Origin of the sequence: Streptomyces sp. WP-1, assembly GCF_030450125.1 — a bacterium.
Lineage (GTDB): Bacteria > Actinomycetota > Actinomycetes > Streptomycetales > Streptomycetaceae > Streptomyces > Streptomyces incarnatus.
Map to the genome: position 1 here is coordinate 5,352,988 of NZ_CP123923.1, position 22,051 is coordinate 5,375,038.

Sequence of the window (22,051 nt, forward strand, 5' to 3'; positions counted from 1 at the left end):
CTTCAGGCCACCCCTCCTTCAGTCCACCCCCCTGATCCGCCCGACCAGCACCGCCCCCGCCAGCCCGATCAGCGCCGACACCGCATACAGGGTCCGGTATCCGCCCAGGTACGCCACCAGCGGCGCCGCCAGCGCCGGGGCGGCCGCCTGGGGGAGGGCGTTGGCCACGTTGACGAGGCCCAGGTCCTTGGCCCGGGAGAGGGCGTGGGGGAGGACGTCGGTCATCAGGGCGAAGTCGACGGAGGTGAAGACGCCGAAGCCGATGCCCAGGACGGCGGCCGCCGTCACCGCGCCGGGCCAGGTCTGCCAGCCCGCGAGGGTCCCGGTCGCCACCGCCATCAGCACGCCCGACCAGACCACGAACGGCTTGCGGCGGCCCGTGCGGTCGGACCAGGCGCCGCCCAGCACCACCGTGGCCAGCAGCGTCACACCGTTGACCGCCGTCAGGACGAGGACGCCCCGGCCGGGGTCGGGGTAGTGGACGCGGTCGCGCAGGTAGTAGAGCAGGTACAGCAGCACCAGCGAGTTGCTGAGGTTGATCAGGAAACGGGTCAGCCAGGCCCAGCCCAGGTCGGGATACCGGCGCGGGCTCAGCCAGAAGCCCGCGAGGAACCCACGCCAGGACCACGGGGGCCGGTCCCCGGGCGGGAGGGGGAGGTCGCGGAAGAGGAGGAGGTACGGCAGGGCGCCCGCCGCCGCGCACACCGCGCAGGCCGCGTACCCCGCGCCGATCCCGCCCGCCGCCGTCGCGAGCCCCGTGCCCGCGACCACGCCCAGGATCTGCGCCGCGCCCAACCAGCCGCCCACCACCCCCCGCTGGCGCCTCGGCACCCGGTCCGGAACCGCCGCCGTCACCGCCGCGAAGGCCGCGTTCAGGGCGAGCTGGACGAGGCACCAGCCGAGCACCATCGACCACGGCCCGCCCGCGCCCGCGAGCAGCAGCAGGGCCGGCGCCCCGCCCGCCGCCCCGGCCGCGATCCACGGGGTACGGCGGCCCGCCCGAGCGGTCGTACGGTCGGACAGCGCGCCGAAGAACGGGTTCGCGAGCAGGGACACCACCGCGCCCGCCCCGGTCACCCAGGCCAGCAGGGTCTCCTTGGACATCCCGGTGCCGGGCGCGAGGTCCCTCGCCTGGGAGGCCAGCAGGATCTGTAGCGGGCCGAACCAGCCCACCCAGATCGCCCCGTTGGCCAGCGAGAGGGCCGCCGTCCAGCCCCGCCCCACCGGCGCGGCCGGCTCGGTGAGCGCGGCCGGCGGGCGGCCGGTGGTCATCTCTGCGCCCGCAGCACATCCCGGAACCAGTGGTACGACGCCTTCGGCACCCGCTCCAGCGTCTCGTGGTCCACATGCACCAGACCGAAGCGCCGCGCGTAGCCCTCGGCCCACTCGAAGTTGTCCATCAGGGACCACACGAAGTAGCCGCGCACATCCACCCCGGCGGTCAACGCGGCGTGCAGGGCGCGCAGATGGGCGTCCAGGTAGGCGATGCGGTCCTGGTCGTCGAGGCCCTCGTACGAGCAGCCGTTCTCGGTGATGACGACCGGCGGGAGCCGGTCGCCGTAGCGCTCCCGGAAGCCGCACAGCAGCTCGGTCAGCCCCTCCGGGACCACCGGCCAGCCGAAGTCGGTCCGGGGCCGGTCCGGTATCTCCCTTACGGAGAAGGGGAGTTCGGCGGGTATCGGCACGCCGCCGAACTCCGACTCCGTACCCAGCGGGGCGCCCACCAGCGTCGGGGCGTAGTAGTTGACGCCGTACCAGTCGAGGGGTTCCGCGATCACCTTCAGGTCCGCCGCGATGTCGGCTGAAGGCATCAACTCACCCAGTCCGGCCGGGTATTCGCCCAGCAGGAGCGGGTCCGCGAAGAGGCGGTTGAGCAGGGTGTCGTAGAAGTCCGCCGCCTCCGCGTCCGCCGGGTCGGGCGAGGCCGGCCACGTCGGGCCGTGGGAGTTGGCGATGCCGATGTCGGCGGCGCCGGCCGCGCGCAGGGCCCGCACCGCGAGACCGTGGGCGAGGAGCTGGTGATGGGCCACCGGGAGGGCGTCGAACAGCAGCCGCCGGCCGGGGGCGTGGACGCCGAGGGCATGGCCGAGCAGGGTGTGCTCGGCGGGCTCGTTGAGGGTGATCCACTTGGCGACCCGGTCGTTCAGGCGTTCGGCGACCACGGACACATGGTCGGCGAACCGGGACGCCGTGTCCCGCTCCAGCCAGTCGAGGGACGCGGGCAGATCCCAGTGGAAGAGGGTGGGGACCGGCCGTACCCCCGCCGCGCACAGCTCGTCCACCAGCCGGTCGTAGAAGTCCAGGCCGCCCGGGGAGCCGACGCGGGGCCAGGAGACGGAGAAGCGGTAGGCGTCCACACCGAGACCGGCCAGGAGCGCCACGTCCTCGGGGTAGCGGTGGTAGTGGTCGCAGGCCACCGCCGCCGTCGAGCCGTCCTTCACCCGGCCCGGCCCGGCGGTGAACACGTCCCACACCGAGGGGCCGCGCCGGTCGGCCGCCCCCTCGATCTGATGGGCGGAGGTCGACACGCCCCACAGGAAGCCGGCCGGGAACCGGGGGATCGGATCGCGTGCGTCAGTCGCCATGGCCGGATCATCCGTACCGCCGGTAACGAAGTCAACGCCCGTGCGCGGGCCAACGCCCGTGCGCCCGGCGGCTCCAGCGGTCACCGGATGTGGGCCGCATGGCCCAATCGACTGGCATTCGCGGCCCGATGGTTCCGAAACTGAACCGTATGACAGTCCATCAGCTGACCACCGGGCCGCGCACACGGCTGCTCACCGTGCTCGCGGCGTGTCTGTTCGTCCTGCTGGGCGGCGTGCCCGGCGCGCTCGCCGACACCCGCCGCGACCCCGCGGCCTGCATCTCCACCCCGGCCGAGTACAAGGCCGCCTGGGACGCCCGCCAGGTGCGCTGCGTCTCCCCGACCCTGTTCGGCACCACCCACACCCGGGGCGACACCACCCTCTACCCGAGCGGCTTCTGGTACGCGTGGGCGGGCTCGAACACCAACCTGGAGCGGTACCTCCAGCTGCGCAGCCGGTACGGCGCCCAGCCCCCGAAGACCGGCATCGGCGTCCTGTCCTTCGTCGGCTACCCGGGGCTCGACAGCTGGGACACCCCGACCGATCTCGCCGTCTACACCCTGCCGTCCGGCACCCGCGCCCAGGTCCCGGCCTTCGAGACCTGGTTCCGGCTGCTGGACGAGAAGTTCGGCCACACGGACGCCTACCCGCTGGCCGCCCAGCGCGACCTGGTGCTCGCCTACTCACGCCTCGGCCGGGGCGAGGACGTCGTCGGCGCCTTCCAGGACGTGACCGGGTGCCGGCGCAGCCGGCTCCTCGAGGGCGCGGCGCCCTCGGCGGCGATCGGGTGCAGCCGCGACTTCCTGGACGCGCTGGCCGCCGCGGGACCCTCCCCGTACGACGGCGCGTCCTCGCTGGCCTGCTTCGCCAACTTCCAGTCCGGCTACACCGGCCCGCGCGACGCAGCCGCCCTGCGCGGGGTGCTGTACCAGTGCCAGGACGCCGGGTTCCTCAACACCGGCGTGGGCCTCGGCTACAACACGTACGCCAACCCGTTCGTGTGCGAGTCCGCCGACGACCAGACCGTACGACAGCGGTACACCGGGCGGGAGTTCATCCTGCCGAACGCGTCCTTCCGGAAGCTGCCGAGCCACGTCGACATCCCGCTGGACCTCGGCGACCCGAACCAGCGCGGCTTCCTCCGGAGGGGCTACTGCTAGGCGCCCTCTTTGAGCACCCGGCTGACCAACTCCCGCTGGTCGTCGGTGAGTCGGGGGTCGGCCGCGTACACCGTGCGGTCGTCCACCGTGATCTCGTAGCTGAACCCGTCCGGCACACCGGCCGGCGGGAGGGCCTGGCCGGACGCGAGGACGCGTCCGGCCAGTGCCTGCCATTCCTCGGCGTCGGGCCGGTCCGAGGTGTCCACCTCGGACCGGCGCTCGATGCCCGCGAAACCGCCTGTGCGCGTCACCTGAATCCGCATGGGTCCAGTGTCGCAGCGCGGACGCCGCCGCGGGGGGACTACCGGGTACGTACTACCGCGTATGCACCCCGACCTGTTCCCACGCCTTCTGCACGGCCTCCAGCTCGTCGGCGCCGAACCGGTGGCGCGCCGCCTTCACGGTGAGCGTGGCGAAGTCGGCGAACTGCGCGTCCGACTTGAGGTCGCCGCCGGTCAGCGCGTCGTACCAGACCTGTCCCGCCTTCTCCCAGGCGTGCCCGCCGAGGGCCTTGGCGGCCAGGTAGAAGGCGTGGTTGGGGATGCCGGAGTTGATGTGCACCCCGCCGTTGTCGCGGCCGGTGCGCACATAGTGCTCCATGGTCGCGGGCTGCGGGTCCTTGCCGAGGTTCGGGTCGTCGTACGCCGTGCCCGGGGCCTTCATCGAGCGCAGCGCGGTGCCGTGCACGCCCGGGGCGAGGAGCCCCGCGCCGATCAGCCAGTCGGCCTCGGCGGCGGTCTGGCCCAGCGCGTACTGCTTGATCAGCGAGCCGAAGACGTCGGAGACCGACTCGTTGAGCGCGCCGGACTGGCCGAAGTACTCCAGGTTGGCGGTGTGCTGGGTGACGCCGTGGGTCAGCTCGTGGCCGATGACGTCCACCGGGATGGTGAAGTCCAGGAAGACCTTCCCGTCGCCGTCGCCGAACACCATCTGCTCGCCGTTCCAGAAGGCGTTGTCGTAGCCCTCCCCGAAGTGCACGGTGGCGTCGAGCGGCATTCCGTTGCCGTCGATGGAGTGGCGGCCGTACACCTTCAGATACAGCTCGAAGGTGGCGCCGAGGCCGGCGTAGGCGCGGTTGACGGAGGCGTCGGAGCCGGGGTCCGAGCCCTCCTCGCGGACCTTGTCGCCGGGCAGGTCCTGGGAGTGGTGGGTGTCGTAGATGGTGCGGTGCGGCTGGTCGGCGGCGGCGCCCTCGGGCAGCGCGACGGCGGTCGCGCCGATGACCGTGGTCAGCCGCCGACGGGTGCGCTGGTAGGCGTCGTGTTCCAGGGAGCGGCGTGCGGGTGCCGACACATCCGGGTCCGCGGTCCGGGAGAGCTGGTCGAGGACGTGCGGTGGCACGATCGTGCAGAAGACGGGCTCGAGGGCCCCGTTCCTCGTCGTCATGTCATCGACCATTGCACTGAGTGACGCCAAAGTCACTACTCGCAACCATGATTGGTGAAATACCGGGACAGAGGGCGCGACGGAGCGTGACATTGTGGTACGACTGCGCGCCCCCCGTGCGTGGCCCGTGCGGCACCCCTGTGGCCTGTCGCACTTTATGCCCTATTTGTCCTACCGGTCCCGCATACTGGACGGCGTCCCCACATCCTGAACCGCTCGGCTAGGCTGCGCTGCATCATGCGATTCGTGCTGCTTCTTCTTAGCTGCCGCGGCGAGGGTCTGTAGTCGAGGCCGACTCCCTCCCCGCGGAGCTTGGCGTTGCGTCGTCGGCCGTCCACTCGGACATCCGGACCCCTTTGAGGAGCCACGCACCATGGCCAATCGCCAGCAGCCCAGTTCCCTGCCGATCCACAAGTACGGCCGCTACGACCAGGTGGACATCCCGGACCGCACCTGGCCCGGCGAGCGGATCACGGTCGCTCCCCGCTGGCTCTCCACCGACCTGCGCGACGGCAACCAGGCCCTGATCGACCCGATGTCGCCCGAGCGCAAGCGCCGGATGTTCGACCAGCTGGTCAAGCTGGGCTACAAGGAGATCGAGGTCGGCTTCCCCGCCTCCGGCCAGACCGACTTCGACTTCGTGCGCTCGATCATCGAGGAGGAGGGGGCGATCCCCGAGGACGTGACGATCTCCGTCCTGACCCAGGCCCGCGAGGACCTGATCGAGCGGACCGTGGAGTCCCTGAAGGGCGCCCGCCGCGCCACCGTCCACCTGTACAACGCCACCGCCCCGGTCTTCCGCCGGGTCGTCTTCCGCGGCTCCAGGGACGACATCAAGCAGATCGCCGTCGACGGCACCCGCCTGGTGATGGAGTACGCGGAGAAACTGCTGGGCCCGGAGACCGAGTTCGGCTACCAGTACTCCCCGGAGATCTTCACCGACACCGAGCTGGACTTCGCCCTGGAGGTCTGCGAGGCGGTCATGGACGTCTACCAGCCGGGTCCGGGCCGCGAGATCATCCTCAACCTGCCCGCCACGGTGGAGCGTTCGACCCCCTCCACGCACGCGGACCGCTTCGAGTGGATGCACCGCAACCTGTCCCGCCGTGAGTACGTATGCCTGTCCGTGCACCCGCACAACGACCGCGGTACGGCGGTGGCGGCGGCCGAACTGGCCCTGATGGCCGGCGCCGACCGCGTCGAGGGCTGCCTGTTCGGCCAGGGCGAGCGCACCGGCAACGTCGACCTGGTCACCCTGGGCATGAACCTGTTCTCCCAGGGCGTCGACCCGCAGATCGACTTCTCCGACATCGACGAGATCCGTCGTACGTGGGAGTACTGCAACCAGATGGAGGTCCACCCGCGCCACCCGTACGTGGGCGACCTGGTCTACACGTCCTTCTCCGGCTCCCACCAGGACGCCATCAAGAAGGGCTTCGACGCGATGGAGGCCGACGCGCGGGCCAAGGGCGTCACGGTGGACGACCTGGAGTGGGCGGTGCCGTACCTGCCCATCGACCCCAAGGACGTCGGCCGCTCCTACGAGGCCGTCATCCGCGTCAACTCGCAGTCCGGCAAGGGCGGTGTGTCGTACGTCCTGAAGAACGACCACAAGCTGGACCTGCCGCGCCGGATGCAGATCGAGTTCTCGAAGATCATCCAGGCCAAGACGGACGCCGAGGGCGGCGAGATCACCCCGAAGGACATCTGGGCGGCCTTCCAGGACGAGTACCTGCCCAACTCCGCCAACCCGTGGGGCCGCATCCAGGTCAGGAACGGCCAGTCGACCACGGACAACGACGGCGTGGACACGCTGACCGTCGAGGCCACCGTGGACGGCGAGGACCGCGTGCTGACCGGCTCCGGCAACGGTCCGATCTCGGCCTTCTTCGACGCCCTGCAGGCCGTCGGCATCGATGTGCGCCTGCTGGACTACCAGGAGCACACGATGAGCGAGGGCGCCTCCGCGCAGGCCGCCTCGTACATCGAGTGCGCGATCGACGGCCAGGTCCTGTGGGGCATCGGCATCGACGCGAACACGACGCGTGCCTCGCTGAAGGCGGTCGTCTCCGCCGTCAACCGCGCCACCCGCTGACCCACCCCCACCGGGGGTTTCGAGGCTCCGGTCGCCGCATACGGCGGCCGGAGCCTCGTCGCTTCTCGGCCATAGGGCCGGACAGGTCACAGACTGGTCTCGTCCGGGGTACTGACTCAGCCTCCGTGATGTGGCTAACATCACGCCAGCGCGGCGATGGTGCCGTGCTCTAGGGAGGTGCGACGTGCTGCCGGTAAGGGGACGAGACGACCGTGCCACCAGGGCCCTGTGCGTCCTGGGCACGCGCACCGCGTGGACACCCGTCGGTGACGGCGAGTTCTACTGCCCCGGCTGCGGGGGCGACCGCAACTACCAGCGGCTCACCGGACGCCGCCGGCTCACCCTGCTCGGGGTGCCGGTGCTGCCGCGCGGGACCACCGGACCCGTCGTGGAGTGCGCCGCCTGCGGCCGGCACTACGGCACCGACGTCCTGGACCACCCCACCACCCGGCGCTTCTCCGCGATGCTCCGCGACAGCGTGCACACCGTCGCCCTCGCCGTCCTCGCCGCGGGCGGCACCGGCTCCCGCGCGTCCCTGGAGACGGCCTGCGCCGCGGTCCGCGCGGGCGGCGTCGAGGACTGTACCGAGGAGCAGCTCGCCGCCCTGGTCGACGCCCTGGCCGCCGACACCGGGCGGGTCCTGGGCGGGCCCTGCGGGGCCGGCCTGACGATAGAGCTGCACGAGGCGCTGGACCCGCTCGCCCCGCACCTCGCCCCGGCCGGGCGCGAGGCCCTGCTCCTCCAGGGCGCTCACATCGCCCTCGCCGACGGCCCCTACACGCCCGCCGAACGCGACGCGCTGACCACGGTCGGCGCGGCCCTGACGCTCCCCGCCGAGGACGTGACCCGGCTCCTGGAGGCGGCCCGCACCCCGTCCTGACCCACGGCGGGGCGCCCCGCCTGCTCCCGCTCGATTACCTCGAACGGAGTAGTGGCGTCCGACCGTACCGGGGGCAGCATCACGGCGTGACCCCGCTGCGACGCACCGTACTCACCAGCCTCACCCTCCTCGCCGCCCTCGCGACGGCCCCGCTGCCCGCCGCCGCGAGGCCGCTCGACTCCGCGCCGGAGTGCGCCTCTTCCCGGCCGTACGTCTCCGGGCAGGGCGGGTACGCCGCCTACCGCATCCCCGCCGTGGTCCGCACCCTGCGCGGCACCGTCCTCGCCTTCGCCGAGGGCCGGCGGCACGGATCCGGGGACAGCGGGGACATCGACGTGGTGGTGCGCCGCTCCACCGACGGCGGCTGCACCTGGGGCCCGCTCGCCGTGGTGGCCGCGGGCGACGGGAACACCCGGGGCAACCCGGCCCCCGCCGTCGACCCGCGCACCGGCACCATCGTCCTCGTGACCTGCGGGAACGCGGGAGATGTGACGGAGGACCAGATCATGCGGGGCCAGGTCACGGCCGAGCGGGGCCGGCGGGTCTATGTGCAGCGCAGCGCGGACGACGGCCGCACCTTCACCGCGCCGAAGGACATCACCGCCGCCGCGAAACGGCCCGACTGGCGCTGGTACGCCACCGGCCCCGGCCACGCCGTCGCCCTCACCCGGGGCCCGCACGCCGGGCGCATCCTGGTCCCCGCCAACCACTCCACCGCCCCGCCCGAGGGCTCGAAGGACACCGGCCGCGAGTCCCGCTACTACGGCGGCCACGCCCTCTACAGCGACGACGGCGGCCGCACCTGGCACCTCGGCTTCACCGCGACCGGGCCCAGCGGGGTCGTCAACGTCAACGAGACCAGCGCCACCCAACTCCCCGACGGACGGGTCTACTTCAGCGCCCGCGACCAGTACGGCAGCGTCCCGGGCAACCGCGTCGACACCTACTCCTCCGACGGCGGCGCCACCCTCGACCGCCCCTACGCCGCCCAGGACACCCTCAAGGACGTCCCGGTGGTCCAGGGCAGCGTGCTGCAACTCCAGGGCGCGCACGCCCCGCTGCTGTTCTCCGCGCCCTCCGTGCCGACCGCCCGCCGCGCCATGGCCGTCTGGTCCAGCACCGACGCGGGCCGCGGCTTCTCCCGCCTGACCACCCTGGACGACGGCCCGGCCGCCTACTCCGACCTGGTCCAGCTCGGCACCGGCGCGGTGGGGGTGCTGTACGAGACGGGTTCCTACGACGGCCTCTCGTTCCGCCGGCTCACCGGGATCGGCGCTCACTCACCCGCCGGGGTGCCGTCCCACGGGTGAATTCCCGGGGCGGCCCCGAGGGAGGGCAGGGTCAGCTGCCACCAGTCGGTGAGCCGGTCGCTGACGGTGGCCGCGCCCTCCAGCGCCTCGGTGAGGGAGCACAGCCCGAAGAACGCGCGCACCAGGGTCCGGGCGGTGGGCGCGGGGCGTACGTGTTTCGCCAGGTCACCGGCGTTGCGGGCCTCGGCGAGCAGCCGGGTGGCGGCGGCGGTCCACAGCGCGAAGGGGTCGGGCAGGGGGGCGTCGATGGTGGCGCGCTCGGCCCACAGGCGTGCGCCGGCGCGCGTCAGCGGATCCTCGGCGAGGGCGCGGGCGATGTCGTAGCTGAGCGCGACGAGCCGCTGGACCGGGGGGACGGCCGCGTCCGCGTAGCGCGCGGTGAGCTGCGGCCAGGTGGCGAAGCGGTGCTGGACGACGGCGAGGGCGATGCCCTCCTTGCTGGCGTAGTGGAAGTAGACGGCGCCGCTGGTCCGGCCGGACCGGGCGCTTATGTCGTTGACGCTCGTGCCCGCGTATCCCTGTTCGGCGAAGAGCTGGGCGGCCGCTTCCAGAAGTGATCTGCGGGTTGTCCTGGCCCGATCCTGCAACGTTCCGCCTGCCCTCGCTCGGTATTTCCGACGGGCTGAATGTAGTGCGCCCGCGTACGCCGGGAGCAAACAGAAATCACACGCGTGCGGTAATTACGTATTTCTTTCGAAGGGGAACGCGAGCGAGTGGTAAGGGGCGTGTTCTCTGTGCCCTATACACCCGAGCGGCGCCAAGGTCCAGTCCCTCTATGGGGTTATTGCCTGATTTGCCGCCGCGAAAATAACGTAGTCGTCGCTATCTTTCCGTTTCCTGTGGAACGTCGGGAATGACGCATTTCAACGACGCGTGCGCCGCACGCCACCCCCCGTCCCTGCCACCTTAGGAGGCCATTGTGACCCCTCATGCCCGCCCTCTGCTCGACTGGTCGCCCGAGGCCGTCGTCTTCGACTGCGACGGCACCCTGATGGACAGCGAACGCCATTGGGTGGAGGCCCGCAGTCTGGCCTTCCGGGAGTTCGGCCTCCAGGCACCGCCCGGGTTCGCCGAGCAGGCCAAGGGCATGCACTACGAGGAGTGCGGCCGCCTGATGGCGGACTCGGTGCACAAGCCCGAGCTGGCGGCCGGCCTCACGGGAGCGCTCCTCGACCACTTCCTGGAGCTGGTCACCGACGACCCGGTCACCATGCCGGGCGCCGCCCAGCTCGTACGGACGCTGTCCGGGCGGCTGCCGCTGGCGGTCGCCAGCAACTGCCCGATGGTGGTGGTCGAGGGCAGCCTCGAACGGGCCGGGCTGCGCACGCACTTCGAGCACATCGTCGTCCCCGAGACCGGGGATTCCGTACGACCCAAACCCTGGCCGGACGTGTACCTGCTGGCGGCCCGGCTGTGCGGGGTGCCCCCGCTCAGGGCGCTCGCCGTCGAGGACTCCCTGACCGGGGTGGAGTCCGCCCACCGCGCCGGACTGCGGGTGCTCGGGGTCGGCCCCCGGCCCGCCGGGGACGGTGCGAAACGGGCCGACCTGTGGCTGCCGTCGCTGCGCGAACCGGAGCTGCTCACCTGGGCGGAGACCCACGTCACCGGGGCGCCGGAAGCGGACTGAGCCGGGCGGATCCGGCGGCGGACGGCTACAACAGCCCCGCCGAGGCGAGGTACTTGGCGACCTTCTCCCTCTCCTCGCCCGACAGCGGCACCTGCGGCTCCGCGGTGACCGGGCAGTCGATCACGCCCCGCAGATGCAGGGCCGCCTTGAACGCGCCCAGCGCCGAGGAGCTGCCGCCCATCCGCGCCGGATCCCCCGCCCCGGTCAGCCCGAACAGCGCGCACAGCCGGTCCTGTTCGGCCCGCGCCCCCTCCCAGTCGCCCGCCCGGCACTGCCGGTAGAGCCGTACGTACCCGTGCGGATCGACATTGGCCAGCCCCGGCACCGCCCCGTCCGCGCCCAGCGCGAGCGCGGCGTCGGCGATCAGCTCGGAGCCGGTCAGCACGGCGAAACCGGGGTGGGCGCGGGCCCCGGTGACCAGCTCGCGGAAGGCCGCCAGGTCCCCGCTGGAGTCCTTGATCCCGGCCAGCACCCCGTCCCCGGCGAGCCCCAGCACCAGCTCGGGGGGCAGCTTGGTGTGCACGGCGACCGGGATGTCGTAGGCGACCACCGGCACCGGGCTCAGGGCGGCGATCCGGCGGTAGTGGTGGACGATCTCCGAGGGGTGCGTGCGGGCGTAGAACGGCGCGGTGACCACGACCGCCTCCGCGCCCGCCGCCGTGACCGCACGGACCTGGTCCAGGACCCTCGGGGTCGTCATGTCGATCACCCCGGCCAGCACCGGCAGCCGGCCGCCCACGTGCCCCGCGACCGCCTCCACCACCCGGCGCCGCTGGGCGTCCGTGAGGAAGGCCGCCTCGGAGGTCGAGCCGAGCACGAACAGCCCGTGCACCCCCGCGCCCACGAGATGGTCCACGAGTCGCAGCAGCGAGGGCACATCGACCTCGCGCTCGGGCGTCAGGGGCGTGCAGACGGGCGGGACGACTCCGGTGAGCGGGGCGGGGAAGGTCATTCACGGCTCCTGCGGGTGAGGTCGCGGGTCGACAGGTCCTCCTCCACAGGATGGTGACAGCGGTAGCGGTGCGCCGGGTGCGACGCGGCCGAGAAGTCCGGCATCACCTGTGCGCACACCGCGTCCGCCCTCCAGCACCGGGTGCGGAAGGGGCAGCCGCTCGGCGGCCGGGTCGCCGACGGCACCGGGCCGGCCAGCGGGATCGGGTCGACGGGGTGCAGCAGCCCGGGGGTGGCCGAGAACAGGGCACGGGTGTACGGGTGCCGGGCCCGGCCGGTCACCCGGTCCGCCGGGGTCTCCTCCACGATCCGGCCCAGGTACATGGTGACCACCCGGTCGCTCATCCGCCGTACCGTCTGGATGTCGTGCGAGACGAACACCAGCGCGAGCCCGAGCCGGTCCTTGAGGTCGAGCAGCAGATTGAGGATCTGCGCGCGCACCGACACGTCCAGCGCGCTGGTCGGCTCGTCGGCGACGACCAGCGCCGGGTCCAGGGCGAGCGCGCGGGCGATGGCGACGCGCTGGCGCTGGCCGCCGGACAACTGCCCGGGAAGCGCCTCCGCGAGCCCCCGGGGCAGCCCCACCAGACCCATCAGCTCCCGCACCCGTGCCTCCCGCTGGACCCGGGTGCCGCGCTCGTGCACATCCAGTGGATCGCGCAGGACACGGCGGACGGTGAGCCGCCGGTTCAGGGCGGTCGCGGGGTCCTGGAAGATCATGCCGGTGCCCGCGCCGACCGTGGTCCGCCGCTCGGCGCCCGGCATCGCCCACAGGTCCCGCCCCCGGAACGCCACCGTCCCCGCGACCGGCCGCTCCACCCCGATGAGCACCTTCGCCAGCGTCGACTTCCCACACCCCGACTCGCCGACGACCCCCACCGTCTCACCGGCCGCCACCGCGAGATCGGCGCCGGTCAGCGCGTACACCCGGTCCCGGGCGAACAGCCCCCCGGTGCGCGCCTTGTGCACCACGTGCACACCCCGCACCTCCACGACGGGAGCTTCCGCCAGGGGGTTCACCGGACGGTCCCCTTCCGGTACGGCGCCCACTGGACGATCCCTTTCCGGTACGGCGCTCACTGGACGGCCTCCTCGCTGTCGGCCGGGGCCGGGTGGTGGCAGGCGACCGTGTGTGTGGCGGGGCCCGTGAGGGCCGGGGCCCGGGTGTGGCACACCTCGCTCGCCCGTGGGCAGCGGCCGGCGAAGCGGCAGCCCGGCGGGAAGTCGGCGGGGGCCGGTACGACGCCCCGGATCTGGGTCATCCGCCGCGCGGCGGACTCCAGCGAGAGCACGCTGCCGAGCAGCCCCCGCGAGTAGTGGTGGGCCGGGGCCCCCACCAGCTCCGCGGTCACCCCGCTCTCCACGATCTGCCCGCCGTACATCACCACCACCCGGTCGGTGACATCCGCGACCAGCGCCAGATCGTGCGAGACCAGGACCAGCGCGAAGCCCAGTTCCGCGCGCAGCCGCAGCAGCAGCTCCATCACCTGGGCCTGCACGGTGACGTCCAGCGCGGTCGTCGGCTCGTCGGCGATGATCAGGCTCGGATCGCGGGACAGGGCCATGGCGATCAGCACCCGCTGCCGCTGCCCGCCGGACAGCTCGTGCGGATAGCTGCGCAGGGTGCGCTCGGGATCGAGGCCGACGAGGGCCAGCAGTTCGCCCGGACCGCGCCGCCCTCCGCGCCGTACCAGCTGCTTGAGCTGGGCGCGGACGGTCATGGCCGGGTTCAGGGAGGACAGGGCGTCCTGGTGGACCATCGCCATCTCGTGCCCCAGCAACTTCCGCCGGGCACGGGCCGGTTCGGCGAGCAGGTCGCGCTGCCGGAAGCGGACCCGGCCGCGCACCCGGGCGCCGGGCGGTTGCAGCCCCATGACGGTGAGCGCGGTCAGCGACTTCCCGCACCCCGACTCGCCGACCAGGCCCAGCACTTCACCGGGGTACACCTCGAAGCCGACCCCGGCGACGATGTCCACGCCCCGGTGCCGGCCGGGGAACCCGATGGCCAGGTCCTCCACGGCGAGCGCGGGCGGCCCGGTGCGGTCCACCGGCGGCCGGGCGCGGGCGCGCAGCCCCCGGGCGGCCTCGGCGAGACCGGGCAGCGGCAGCACCTCGCCCGAACCCGCCTGCTCCCCGGGCTCGTCGGCCGCCCCGACCTCCCGGGGCGCCGGAGCGGCCCACGCGTCCGAGACGCCCTCGGAGAGGATGTTCAGCGCGAGCACGGTCAGCAGGATCAGCAGCCCGGGGAAGACGGTCGCCCACCAGCCCCCGGTCAGCACCATGTTCTTGCCGTCCGCGATGACACTGCCCCACGACGGGTCCGGGGGCCGTACCCCCGCCCCGATGAAGGACAGCGACGCCTCGAACACGATCGCCTCGGCGACCTGCACGGTGCAGAACACCAGGACCGGGGCTGCGCAGTTGACGGCCACATGACGCAGCACGATGTGCGGGGTGCGGGCGCCGATCACCCGTTCCGCGGTGACATAGTCCTCGCCGTACTGATCGAGCACGTTCGCCCGTACGACGCGTGCCACCGGCGGGGTGAACAGGAAGGCGATGGCGCAGATCAGCACGCCGATCCCGCCCCCGAACACGGCGACGAGCACGGCGGCCAGCGCGATCCCCGGGAACGCCATCACCACGTCCAGGCAGCGCATCAGCGTCTCGTCGACCGCCTTGCGCGAGGTCGCCGCGACCGCGCCGAGGACCGCCCCGACGACCAGGGCGAGCCCGGTGGCGCCGAGCCCGATCGCCAGCGACCACCGGGCGCCGTACATCAGCCGGCTGAGGATGTCCCGGCCCAGGCTGTCCTGGCCCATCCAGTGCGCGGCGGACGGATGCCCGGTGCCGCCCACCGGGTCCTGCTGGTCGAGCGGGTCGTCGGGGGCGAGCAGGGGCGCGAGGAGGGCGACGAGGACGACGAGCGCGAGGAAGCAGACGGCCAGTGCGGACAGCGGCGGCAGCCGGCGCCGGCCGCGCGGCCTCGCCCGGGGGCCGGAGAGCCGTGCGGCGAGTTCGGCGCGGGAGATCATCAGGCCGCCCGCAGCCGGGGGTTGACCAGCAGATACAGGATGTCGATCACGAGGTTGACGACGACGAACCCGGTGGCCGTGGTCAGGACGACGCCCTGGACCACCGCGGGATCGCCGTTCTGCACGGCGTCGATCATCAGCTTCCCCATCCCCGGCAGCGAGAAGACCGTCTCGATCACGACGGCGCCGCCCAGCAGATAGCCGACCCGCAGACCGAGCACGGTCAGCGGGTTGACCAGGGCGTTCCTGAGGACGTTGCGCCCGACGACGACCCAGGGCGGCAGCCCGCCGCCGATCGCGGTGCGCACATAGTCCTTGTCCAGCTCCTCCACCACCGAGGTGCGCACGATCCGGGTCAGCTGCGCGGCCACCGGCAGGGACAGCGCGAGGGCGGGCAGCGCCATGGTCTTCAGCCAGCCGGTGACGGAGTCGGCCGGGTTGATGTAGCCGCCGGTCGGGAACCAGCCCCGGTCCACCGCCAGGTACTGGATCATCAGCAGCGCCAGCCAGAAGCCGGGCGCGGCGACGCCGATCAGCGAGACGACCCGGATGGCCTGGTCCAAGAGCCGGCCCCGGTACACGGCGGCGGTCACCCCGCCCGCGAGCGCCAGGACGGCCGCGAACCCGAGGCCCAGGAAGGTCAGTTGGAGGGTGAGGGGGAGCGCGGTGGTGACCTGGTCGGCGACGGGGGCGCGGGTGAGGGCGCTGGTGCCGAGGTCGCCGTGCAGCAGGGCGCCGACGAAATGGACGTACCGCAGGGGCAGCGGGTCCAGCAGGCCGTTGCGCTCCCGGAATTCGTGCAGCTGCCGCGGGGTCGGGTTGGCGCCCTGGAAGAAGGCGGAGGCCGGGTCGACGTCCGAGAACCGCATCACCAGGAACACGAAGAGCACGATCCCCAGCATCAGCGGCACCAGCAGGGCGATCCGGCGCAGCAGGATACGGACGACGGCCGTCATCCGGTCAGGCCCACTTGGCCTGGAGCAGGTTGATCCCCGGGTACGGCTGCGCCCTTATCCCGGTGAGCAGGCGGGGGTCCCAGGCGGTCATCAGCTCGTTGTGGACGACCGGGTAGAGCACGGCCTGTTCGGCGACGACGTCGATGCAGTCCTGGACCATCGCCTTCTTCCGCGCGGGGTCCGGCTCCCGGGTGGCGCGGTCCATGTCCGTGAAGAGCCGCTTGGCGACGGGGTGGCCGGCCCAGCGGGTGTACCGCATCCAGAGGTTCTGGGGCCCGTAGTTGTAGTGCATGATCAGGTCGGCGTCGAGCCCGAACTGGTTGGGGTCGGAGGCCGCGGCGACGACTTGGTAGTCCTGCCGCTGATCCATCTTGGTGAAGACGGCGGTGGTCTCCTGCGGCGCCAGGGTGGTGCGGACGCCGATCGCGTCCCAGGACGCCTTGATGGTCGGCAGGCAGTCCACGATCCAGCTGACGTTGACAGCCAGGAGGTTGATGCTGAGCCCGGTGACGCCCGCGGCTCTCAGCAGCGCCTTCGCCTTGTCCGGGTCGTGGTCGTACACGGTCCTGGCCCGCCGGTACGACGGGTTTCCCTGGTCGAGGAAGGAGGAGGCGGCCCTTCCGTGTCCCTTGAGCGCGACCTCGACCATCTTCTCCTTGTCGATGGCGTAGTGCAGGGCCTGGCGTACCCGGACGTCGTCGAAGGGCTTGTGCTGTGTGTCGAACATCAGGAACAGGTTGTTCATCCCGGCGCCGCCGGCGACCTTGAGGCCGCCCTGTTCGAGCCTGCTGATGTTGGCGTACGGGATGTTGTCCGCGATCTGCGCGCCCGCGCCGGTCCCGGAGATCCTGGCGACGCGGGGGGCGGCGTCCACGATGGTCAGCCAGTTCATCTTCCGGAACGCGGGCCTGCGGGGGCCGTTGTAGCCGTCGAACGCCTCGAACGTCGTATTGGACTTCGGGTGATGCGCGGTCTGCCGGTACGGCCCCGATCCCACCGCCAGCCCCTTGATCGCGTCGTCCCAGGCGCCGGGCCGCCCGAACACGTGCTCGGGCATGATCTTGGCGAGCGTGAGCCGCGAAAGCCCGTCCGGGAAGGGGAACTTGAGCACGAGCTCGACGCTGTCACCGCCGGTCTTCCTGACCCCTTCCAGCCAGCTCTCGAAGAACCCCTTGGCGAGGGTCTGGGTCTTCGGGTCGAGGATCCGGTCGAACACGAAGACGACGTCGTCGGCGGTGACGGGCTTGCCGTCGTGAAAGGTGGCGCCGGGTCGCAGCCGGAAGTGCCAGGAGGTGGCGCCGGGGTCCTTCGGCACCTCGGTACCGAGCGCGGGATAGGGCACCCGGGTGATCGGATCGGTGTCCAACAACCCTTCGTAGACATGGTTGTTGGCCGCCATCGAGAACGCCGACGCCGTCTGCGTCGGATCCCAGCTGCCGTCGTTGCCGTACCCGATCACGGCGGTCAGCGTCCGGTCCTTGCCGCTGCCTCCGCTCCCGGTGTCGTTCGTGGACTGCGGCCCCGCGGAACAGGCACCGAGGCCGGGCAGCGCGGCGGCCACCCCGACCGCCCCGCCCCCCACGAGCAGGGCCCGCCGGCCCGGGGCCGCCACATCGCGGATCACGTCCTCACGCACGGGTCCTCCAACAAGGTCGGGGAGGCGGTAAGAGGTACGACGTCCTACGTCCGGTTCGATCAGCGCGACCATAAAAGCACCCATGTGGACGGTCAAGGGGGCACACACGAATGGGCTAGCCACCAGGGGGCGGGCCAAAGGGGGAGGAGAGGTGTGACCTGCGCCCCGGCTCGACGGGACGCAGCACAGCGCGCGTCCTGTTCATGTGCGGCCCCTGGCGTTCCGCGATTCTCTTGACGGCCGGGGACAAAGAGGGGAACTGGTCGGGAGAAGGAGTCGGGGAAATGAGCGGATACACCAGGTGGTCCGGCAGTGGTCACCGTGAGCGTGCGGAAGAACTGGCCGGAGGGCGGGAGCCGTTCGCCGCGGGGGCGGAGCGGCTGCTGGCGAAGGCGCGGGCGTGGCGGTGGAGATGAGGCGGGAGCGGGGCTTCAACCAGGCTCAGGTCGCCGAGCGCATGGGCGTGAGCAAGGGGCGGGTCTCGCAGATCGAGAGTGGGCAGGTGGCCGGGACGGAGGTCGTCGCCCGGTACGTCGAGGCGTTGGGCAAAAGCCTGGTGATGGTGGCGGTGTTCGCGGACGGGGAGCTGCGCAAGGTCGGGTGAGGGGCCCGGCCGCGCGACCTCGCCGCGCCGCCGTGTGGCCCGGTCGCGGACGGTGCGGCACGGCCCGGCCCCCGGACGAGGCTGCCGGGAGGCGTCACATCGCCGATGGGTCGGACGTGAAGAAGGTCAGCATTTCGGTCAGGCCGTTTTCGCTGAACATCGAGGTCAGGTTGGCCGCGGACTCGGTGGCGGAGGTCTCGCTGCGGGGGAAGAGGGCCGACTCGTAGGCGGTCAGGGCGAGTTCGCGGTCGTCCGGATGCGCGGCGATGGCCTCGGCGAGCAGCGCGCCGTCGTACATGGCCAGGTTGGCGCCCTCGCCCGCGAAGGGGGACATCAGGTGGGCGGCGTCGCCCAGCAGGGTCACCCCCGGGACCCGGTCCCAGCGGTGGCCGGCGGGCAGGGCGTGGATGTGGCGCGGCGTGAGCGGGCCGTCGGCGTCCGCGACCAGCCTCCGCAGACCCTCGTCCCAGCCCTCGAAGCCCGCCAGCACCGCCGCCTTCGCGGCCGCCGTGTCCCCGAAGTCGATCGTGCCGAGCCAGCCCTCGTCCGCCTTCACCGCCGTGTAGACGTGCAGGCTCCCGTCGGTCTCCCGGTGCGCCAGGAAGCCGCGCCCGTCGCCCAGGCTGATGAAGAACCCGCCGCCGATCAGCGCCGCGCTGCGCGGATGGCGGGTGTCGGCGTCCAGCAGATCCGTCTCCACGAAGGAGATCCCCGTGTACGCGGGCCGCGCGGACGACACCAGCGGCCTGATCCGGGACCACGCGCCGTCCGCGCCGATCAGCAGATCGGTCGTGACGGTCGAACCGTCGGCGAACGTCACCTCGTGACGCCCCCCGCCGAGGCCCCGCGCCCCGGTCACCTTGGCGCCCCAGCGGACCGTGCCCTGCGGCAGCGAGTCCAGCAGCAGATCGCGCAGGGCGCCGCGGTCCACCTCCGGGCGGCCGCCCGCGCCGTCGTCCTCCCGGGACACATGCACGGTGCCGTCGGAGCCGACCAGCCGCATCGCCTGGCCGCCCTCGTGGATCAGCTCCCGGAACGCGTCATGGAGGCCGGCGGAGTGCAGCGCCCGCTGCCCGTTCTCCTCGTGGATGTCGAGCATCCCGCCCTGCGTACGCGCCGCCGCGGACGCCTCCGCCTCGAAGATCGTCGCCTCGATCCCGTGCACCCGCAGGACCCGGGCGGCCGTCAGACCGCCGAGTCCCGCGCCGATGATCGCGATGGGGACGTGCTTGTCGTGTGTCACTGGGGCCTCCCGGCCGGCCAAGGGGTTTCCACCGAACGTCTACCGAACGCCTCCACCGTAACGAACATGTTCGTAACGAACAAGTTCGTCGGCGGATACGAGGAAGCCGGGAGAGGTGCGCGGGGGTGTGCCGGGTCAGTCCGCTCGGTCGGCCGGGGCCGGGACCGGGGTCCGCGTGATGCCGTTGACCAGCACGTCGAAGCTCCAGCGCATACGGTCCGGCACCGCGCCGCCGAGCAGCATCGGCATGTGCGCCTCGATCGCCGGATGCGTCGCCCTGCTCACCGAGTGCAGGGCGCGGGCGAGGGCGTCCCAGTCGTCCGCGTGGGCGGGATCGTGCGCCTGCGTGGCGTGCTCGGCCGCCGCCGCCGTCGCGTCCTGGAGCAGCTTGTCGACGCCCCACGCGACCTGCTCGCGCGCGGCCCCGCTGCGGGAGAGCAGCTCCAGGATCCGCTCCAGCAGCCGCAGGTAGTTCTCGCCGCTGGGCCGCGCGACGAGGGCCGACCGCGCGAGCTGCGGATGCGTGAACAGGACGCGGGTGTACGACGCGAGCACGGCCCGCAGCCGCTCCCGCCAGTCCTCCCCGGCGCCCTCCGCCACCAGGTCGACCTCGCCGAGCAGCGCGTCCAGTACGGCCGCGTGCAGCTCGGCGGTGTTGGCCACGTACACGTACAGCGAGGCCGGGCCGGTGTCCAGCTCCTGCGCCAGCCGGCGCATGGTGACCTTCTCCAGCCCTTCGGCGCGCATGAGCCGTACGGCGGTGTCCACGATGCCCTGCCGGGTCAGCGCGGGCTTCGCGGGACGCTCCCTGCGACTGGCCGGCTCTCTTCTCACTGCCATGCCCCGGTCCTCACTGTCATGCCCCGATCGTAACGAACATGTTCGTGCCGTAGGGGGGCGGCGGCGGTGGCGCCGGGCCGCCGGGGCCATGGGCGAGAATGGAGCGCATGAGTCTGTTCCGCGACGACGGCATCGTGCTGCGCACCCAGAAGCTGGGTGAGGCGGACCGGATCATCACCCTGCTCACCCGGGGGCACGGCCGGGTGCGGGCCGTGGCGCGGGGGGTGCGGCGCACCAAGTCGAAGTTCGGGGCCCGGCTGGAGCCCTTCTCCCATGTGGACGTGCAGTTCTTCGCGCGCGGGAGCGAGCTGATCGGGCGCGGGCTGCCGCTGTGCACCCAGAGCGAGACGATCGCGCCGTACGGCGGCGGCATCGTGACCGACTACGGGCGCTACACCGCCGGTACGGCCATGCTGGAGACCGCCGAGCGGTTCACCGACCACGAGGGCGAGCCCGCCGTACAGCAGTACCTGCTGCTGGTCGGCGCCCTGCGGACGCTGGCGCGGGGGGAGCACGCCCCGAACCTGGTGCTGGACGCGTTCCTGCTGCGCTCGCTCGCCGTCAACGGGTACGCGCCCAGCTTCGGCGACTGCGCCCGGTGCGGGATGCCGGGGCCCAACCGGTTCTTCTCCGTCGCCTCCGGCGGCTCCGTGTGCGTGGACTGCCGGGTGCCCGGCAGCGTCGTACCGTCCCCGGGGACCCTGGTACTGCTGGGCGCGCTGCTTACGGGAGACTGGGAGACGGCGGACGCCTGCGAGGCGCGGTTCGTCCGGGAGGGCAGTGGGCTGGTCTCCGCCTATCTGCACTGGCATCTGGAACGCGGGCTGCGCTCGCTGCGGTACGTGGAAAAGTCCTAGCCGGGCCAGGAGAGCCGGCCCGGAGAAGTCGTAGAGGAGTCGGAGCACATGGTGGTACGCGGGATCCTGGGGCGCCAGCGGCGCGAGTACTCGGCGCCGGAGCCGCACCCCTCCGGTGCCCGTCCGCCGAAGCTCCCCGGTGAGCTGGTCCCGAACCACGTGGCGATCGTCATGGACGGCAACGGGCGGTGGGCCAAGGAGCGGGGGCTGCCGCGCACCGAGGGGCACAAGGTCGGCGCCGAGCAGGTGCTCGACGTGCTCCAGGGCGCGATCGAGATGGGCGTGGGCAACATCTCGCTGTACGCCTTCTCCACCGAGAACTGGAAGCGCTCGCCCGAGGAGGTGCGCTTCCTCATGAACTTCAACCGCGACTTCATCCGCAAGAGCCGCGACCAGCTGGACGCGCTGGGCGTGCGGGTGCGCTGGGCCGGGCGGATGCCCCGGCTGTGGAAGTCGGTCGCCAAGGAGCTCCAGGTCGCGCAGGAGCAGACCAAGGACAACGACAAGCTCACGCTGTACTTCTGCATGAACTACGGCGGCCGGGCCGAACTCGCCGACGCGGCCAAGGCGTTGGCGGAGGACGTGCGGGCCGGGCGGCTGGATCCGTCCAAGGTGTCCGAGAAGACGATCCAGAAGTACCTGTACTACCCGGACATGCCGGACGTCGACATGTTCCTGCGGCCCAGCGGGGAGCAGCGGACGTCCAACTACCTGCTCTGGCAGAGCGCTTACGCCGAGCTGGTCTTCCAGGACGTGCTGTGGCCGGACTTCGACCGGCGGGACCTGTGGCGGGCGTGCCTGGAATTCGCCTCCCGCGACCGGCGGTTCGGCGGCGCGATCCCGAACGAGGAGCTGCTGGCGATGGAGGGCGACGGCTGAGCCGCCT

Annotated in this window: 21 protein-coding genes; 9 read left to right on the forward strand and 12 right to left on the reverse strand. The window is 72.2% G+C overall.

The window, feature by feature from the left end:
• Positions 1-18 precede the first annotated feature (18 nt).
• Both QHG49_RS23590 and QHG49_RS23595 read right to left on the reverse strand, forming a co-directional pair.
• A complete protein-coding gene (locus QHG49_RS23590; protein ID WP_301491146.1) occupies positions 19-1,272 on the reverse strand; it encodes an MFS transporter in 1,254 nt (417 codons plus the stop codon).
• Positions 1,269-2,585 (reverse strand): GH1 family beta-glucosidase, encoded by a 1,317-nt coding sequence (locus QHG49_RS23595; RefSeq protein ID WP_301491147.1) that lies wholly within the window; start codon positions 2,583-2,585, stop codon positions 1,269-1,271. Before QHG49_RS23595 ends, QHG49_RS23590 begins: the two co-directional genes overlap by 4 nt.
• 149 nt (positions 2,586-2,734) lie before the next feature.
• Between QHG49_RS23595 and QHG49_RS23600 the strand changes: the two genes are divergently transcribed.
• Positions 2,735-3,745 carry a hypothetical protein gene (locus tag QHG49_RS23600; RefSeq protein ID WP_301491148.1) on the forward strand — a complete coding sequence of 337 codons (1,011 nt, stop codon included), beginning with the start codon at positions 2,735-2,737 and terminating at the stop codon, positions 3,743-3,745.
• Here the strand turns inward: QHG49_RS23600 and QHG49_RS23605 are convergent.
• Positions 3,742-4,008, reverse strand: a complete 267-nt coding sequence (locus QHG49_RS23605; RefSeq protein WP_159701234.1) for a protealysin inhibitor emfourin — start codon at positions 4,006-4,008, stop codon at positions 3,742-3,744. The genes QHG49_RS23600 and QHG49_RS23605 overlap by 4 nt on opposite strands.
• Positions 4,009-4,060: 52 nt before the next feature.
• Positions 4,061-5,131: a M4 family metallopeptidase gene (locus QHG49_RS23610; RefSeq protein WP_301491149.1), complete on the reverse strand. Its 1,071-nt coding sequence runs from the start codon at positions 5,129-5,131 to the stop codon at positions 4,061-4,063.
• Between the two features lie 373 nt (positions 5,132-5,504).
• Here QHG49_RS23610 and leuA point away from each other — a divergent pair, with 373 nt between their 5' ends.
• From leuA to QHG49_RS23625, 3 genes are all read left to right on the forward strand, one after another.
• Positions 5,505-7,226, forward strand: coding sequence for a 2-isopropylmalate synthase (gene leuA, locus QHG49_RS23615; protein WP_145488248.1), 1,722 nt, complete (start codon positions 5,505-5,507; stop codon positions 7,224-7,226).
• A gap of 184 nt (positions 7,227-7,410) precedes the next feature.
• Positions 7,411-8,106: a TerB family tellurite resistance protein gene (locus tag QHG49_RS23620; protein WP_145488250.1), complete on the forward strand. Its 696-nt coding sequence runs from the start codon at positions 7,411-7,413 to the stop codon at positions 8,104-8,106.
• Between the two features lie 86 nt (positions 8,107-8,192).
• Entirely contained in the window at positions 8,193-9,416 is a 1,224-nt protein-coding gene (locus QHG49_RS23625) for an exo-alpha-sialidase (protein WP_301491150.1), read from the forward strand.
• On the opposite strand, the gene QHG49_RS23630 is transcribed toward QHG49_RS23625, so the two are convergent.
• The gene (locus tag QHG49_RS23630; RefSeq protein ID WP_145488254.1) at positions 9,383-10,003 is read right to left on the reverse strand and encodes a ScbR family autoregulator-binding transcription factor; all 621 of its coding nucleotides are present in this window, start codon (positions 10,001-10,003) and stop codon (positions 9,383-9,385) included. The two genes, QHG49_RS23625 and QHG49_RS23630, sit on opposite strands and share 34 nt — an antisense overlap.
• A 332-nt stretch (positions 10,004-10,335) precedes the next feature.
• Here QHG49_RS23630 and QHG49_RS23635 point away from each other — a divergent pair, with 332 nt between their 5' ends.
• On the forward strand, positions 10,336-11,043 hold the full coding sequence (locus tag QHG49_RS23635) for an HAD family phosphatase (protein WP_145488256.1): 708 nt from the start codon (positions 10,336-10,338) through the stop codon (positions 11,041-11,043).
• A gap of 25 nt (positions 11,044-11,068) precedes the next feature.
• Here QHG49_RS23635 and QHG49_RS23640 read toward each other — a convergent pair whose 3' ends face one another.
• The 5 genes from QHG49_RS23640 to QHG49_RS23660 all read right to left on the reverse strand — a co-directional run bounded on the left by QHG49_RS23640 (position 11,069) and on the right by QHG49_RS23660 (position 17,621).
• Positions 11,069-11,995 (reverse strand): dihydrodipicolinate synthase family protein, encoded by a 927-nt coding sequence (locus tag QHG49_RS23640; protein WP_301491152.1) that lies wholly within the window; start codon positions 11,993-11,995, stop codon positions 11,069-11,071.
• On the reverse strand, positions 11,992-13,005 hold the full coding sequence (locus QHG49_RS23645; RefSeq protein ID WP_370530584.1) for an oligopeptide/dipeptide ABC transporter ATP-binding protein: 1,014 nt from the start codon (positions 13,003-13,005) through the stop codon (positions 11,992-11,994). Before QHG49_RS23645 ends, QHG49_RS23640 begins: the two co-directional genes overlap by 4 nt.
• 65 nt (positions 13,006-13,070) lie before the next feature.
• On the reverse strand, positions 13,071-15,029 hold the full coding sequence (locus QHG49_RS23650) for a dipeptide/oligopeptide/nickel ABC transporter permease/ATP-binding protein (RefSeq protein ID WP_301491154.1): 1,959 nt from the start codon (positions 15,027-15,029) through the stop codon (positions 13,071-13,073).
• Complete coding sequence (locus QHG49_RS23655) at positions 15,029-15,985, reverse strand: ABC transporter permease (protein ID WP_301491156.1); 957 nt, start codon at positions 15,983-15,985, stop codon at positions 15,029-15,031. Before QHG49_RS23655 ends, QHG49_RS23650 begins: the two co-directional genes overlap by 1 nt.
• Positions 15,986-15,989: 4 nt before the next feature.
• Positions 15,990-17,621, reverse strand: coding sequence for an ABC transporter substrate-binding protein (locus QHG49_RS23660; protein WP_301491157.1), 1,632 nt, complete (start codon positions 17,619-17,621; stop codon positions 15,990-15,992).
• A 284-nt stretch (positions 17,622-17,905) separates the two neighbouring features.
• Here QHG49_RS23660 and QHG49_RS34155 point away from each other — a divergent pair, with 284 nt between their 5' ends.
• Positions 17,906-18,037: a hypothetical protein gene (locus tag QHG49_RS34155; RefSeq protein WP_370530501.1), complete on the forward strand. Its 132-nt coding sequence runs from the start codon at positions 17,906-17,908 to the stop codon at positions 18,035-18,037.
• Positions 18,022-18,225: a helix-turn-helix domain-containing protein gene (locus QHG49_RS34160; protein WP_370530502.1), complete on the forward strand. Its 204-nt coding sequence runs from the start codon at positions 18,022-18,024 to the stop codon at positions 18,223-18,225. The genes QHG49_RS34155 and QHG49_RS34160 overlap by 16 nt, the downstream gene beginning before the upstream one ends.
• Positions 18,226-18,319: 94 nt before the next feature.
• Here the strand turns inward: QHG49_RS34160 and QHG49_RS23675 are convergent, their stop codons facing one another.
• Both QHG49_RS23675 and QHG49_RS23680 read right to left on the reverse strand, forming a co-directional pair.
• A complete protein-coding gene (locus QHG49_RS23675) occupies positions 18,320-19,468 on the reverse strand; it encodes an NAD(P)/FAD-dependent oxidoreductase (RefSeq protein WP_301491159.1) in 1,149 nt (382 codons plus the stop codon).
• A 135-nt stretch (positions 19,469-19,603) separates the two neighbouring features.
• Positions 19,604-20,308, reverse strand: coding sequence for a TetR/AcrR family transcriptional regulator (locus QHG49_RS23680; RefSeq protein WP_301491161.1), 705 nt, complete (start codon positions 20,306-20,308; stop codon positions 19,604-19,606).
• A gap of 107 nt (positions 20,309-20,415) precedes the next feature.
• On the opposite strand from QHG49_RS23680, the gene recO reads away from it, so the two are divergent.
• The gene (gene recO, locus QHG49_RS23685; protein ID WP_161216187.1) at positions 20,416-21,165 is read left to right on the forward strand and encodes a DNA repair protein RecO; all 750 of its coding nucleotides are present in this window, start codon (positions 20,416-20,418) and stop codon (positions 21,163-21,165) included.
• 48 nt (positions 21,166-21,213) lie between these two features.
• On the forward strand, positions 21,214-22,044 hold the full coding sequence (locus tag QHG49_RS23690) for an isoprenyl transferase (RefSeq protein ID WP_145488274.1): 831 nt from the start codon (positions 21,214-21,216) through the stop codon (positions 22,042-22,044).
• Positions 22,045-22,051 lie beyond the last annotated feature (7 nt).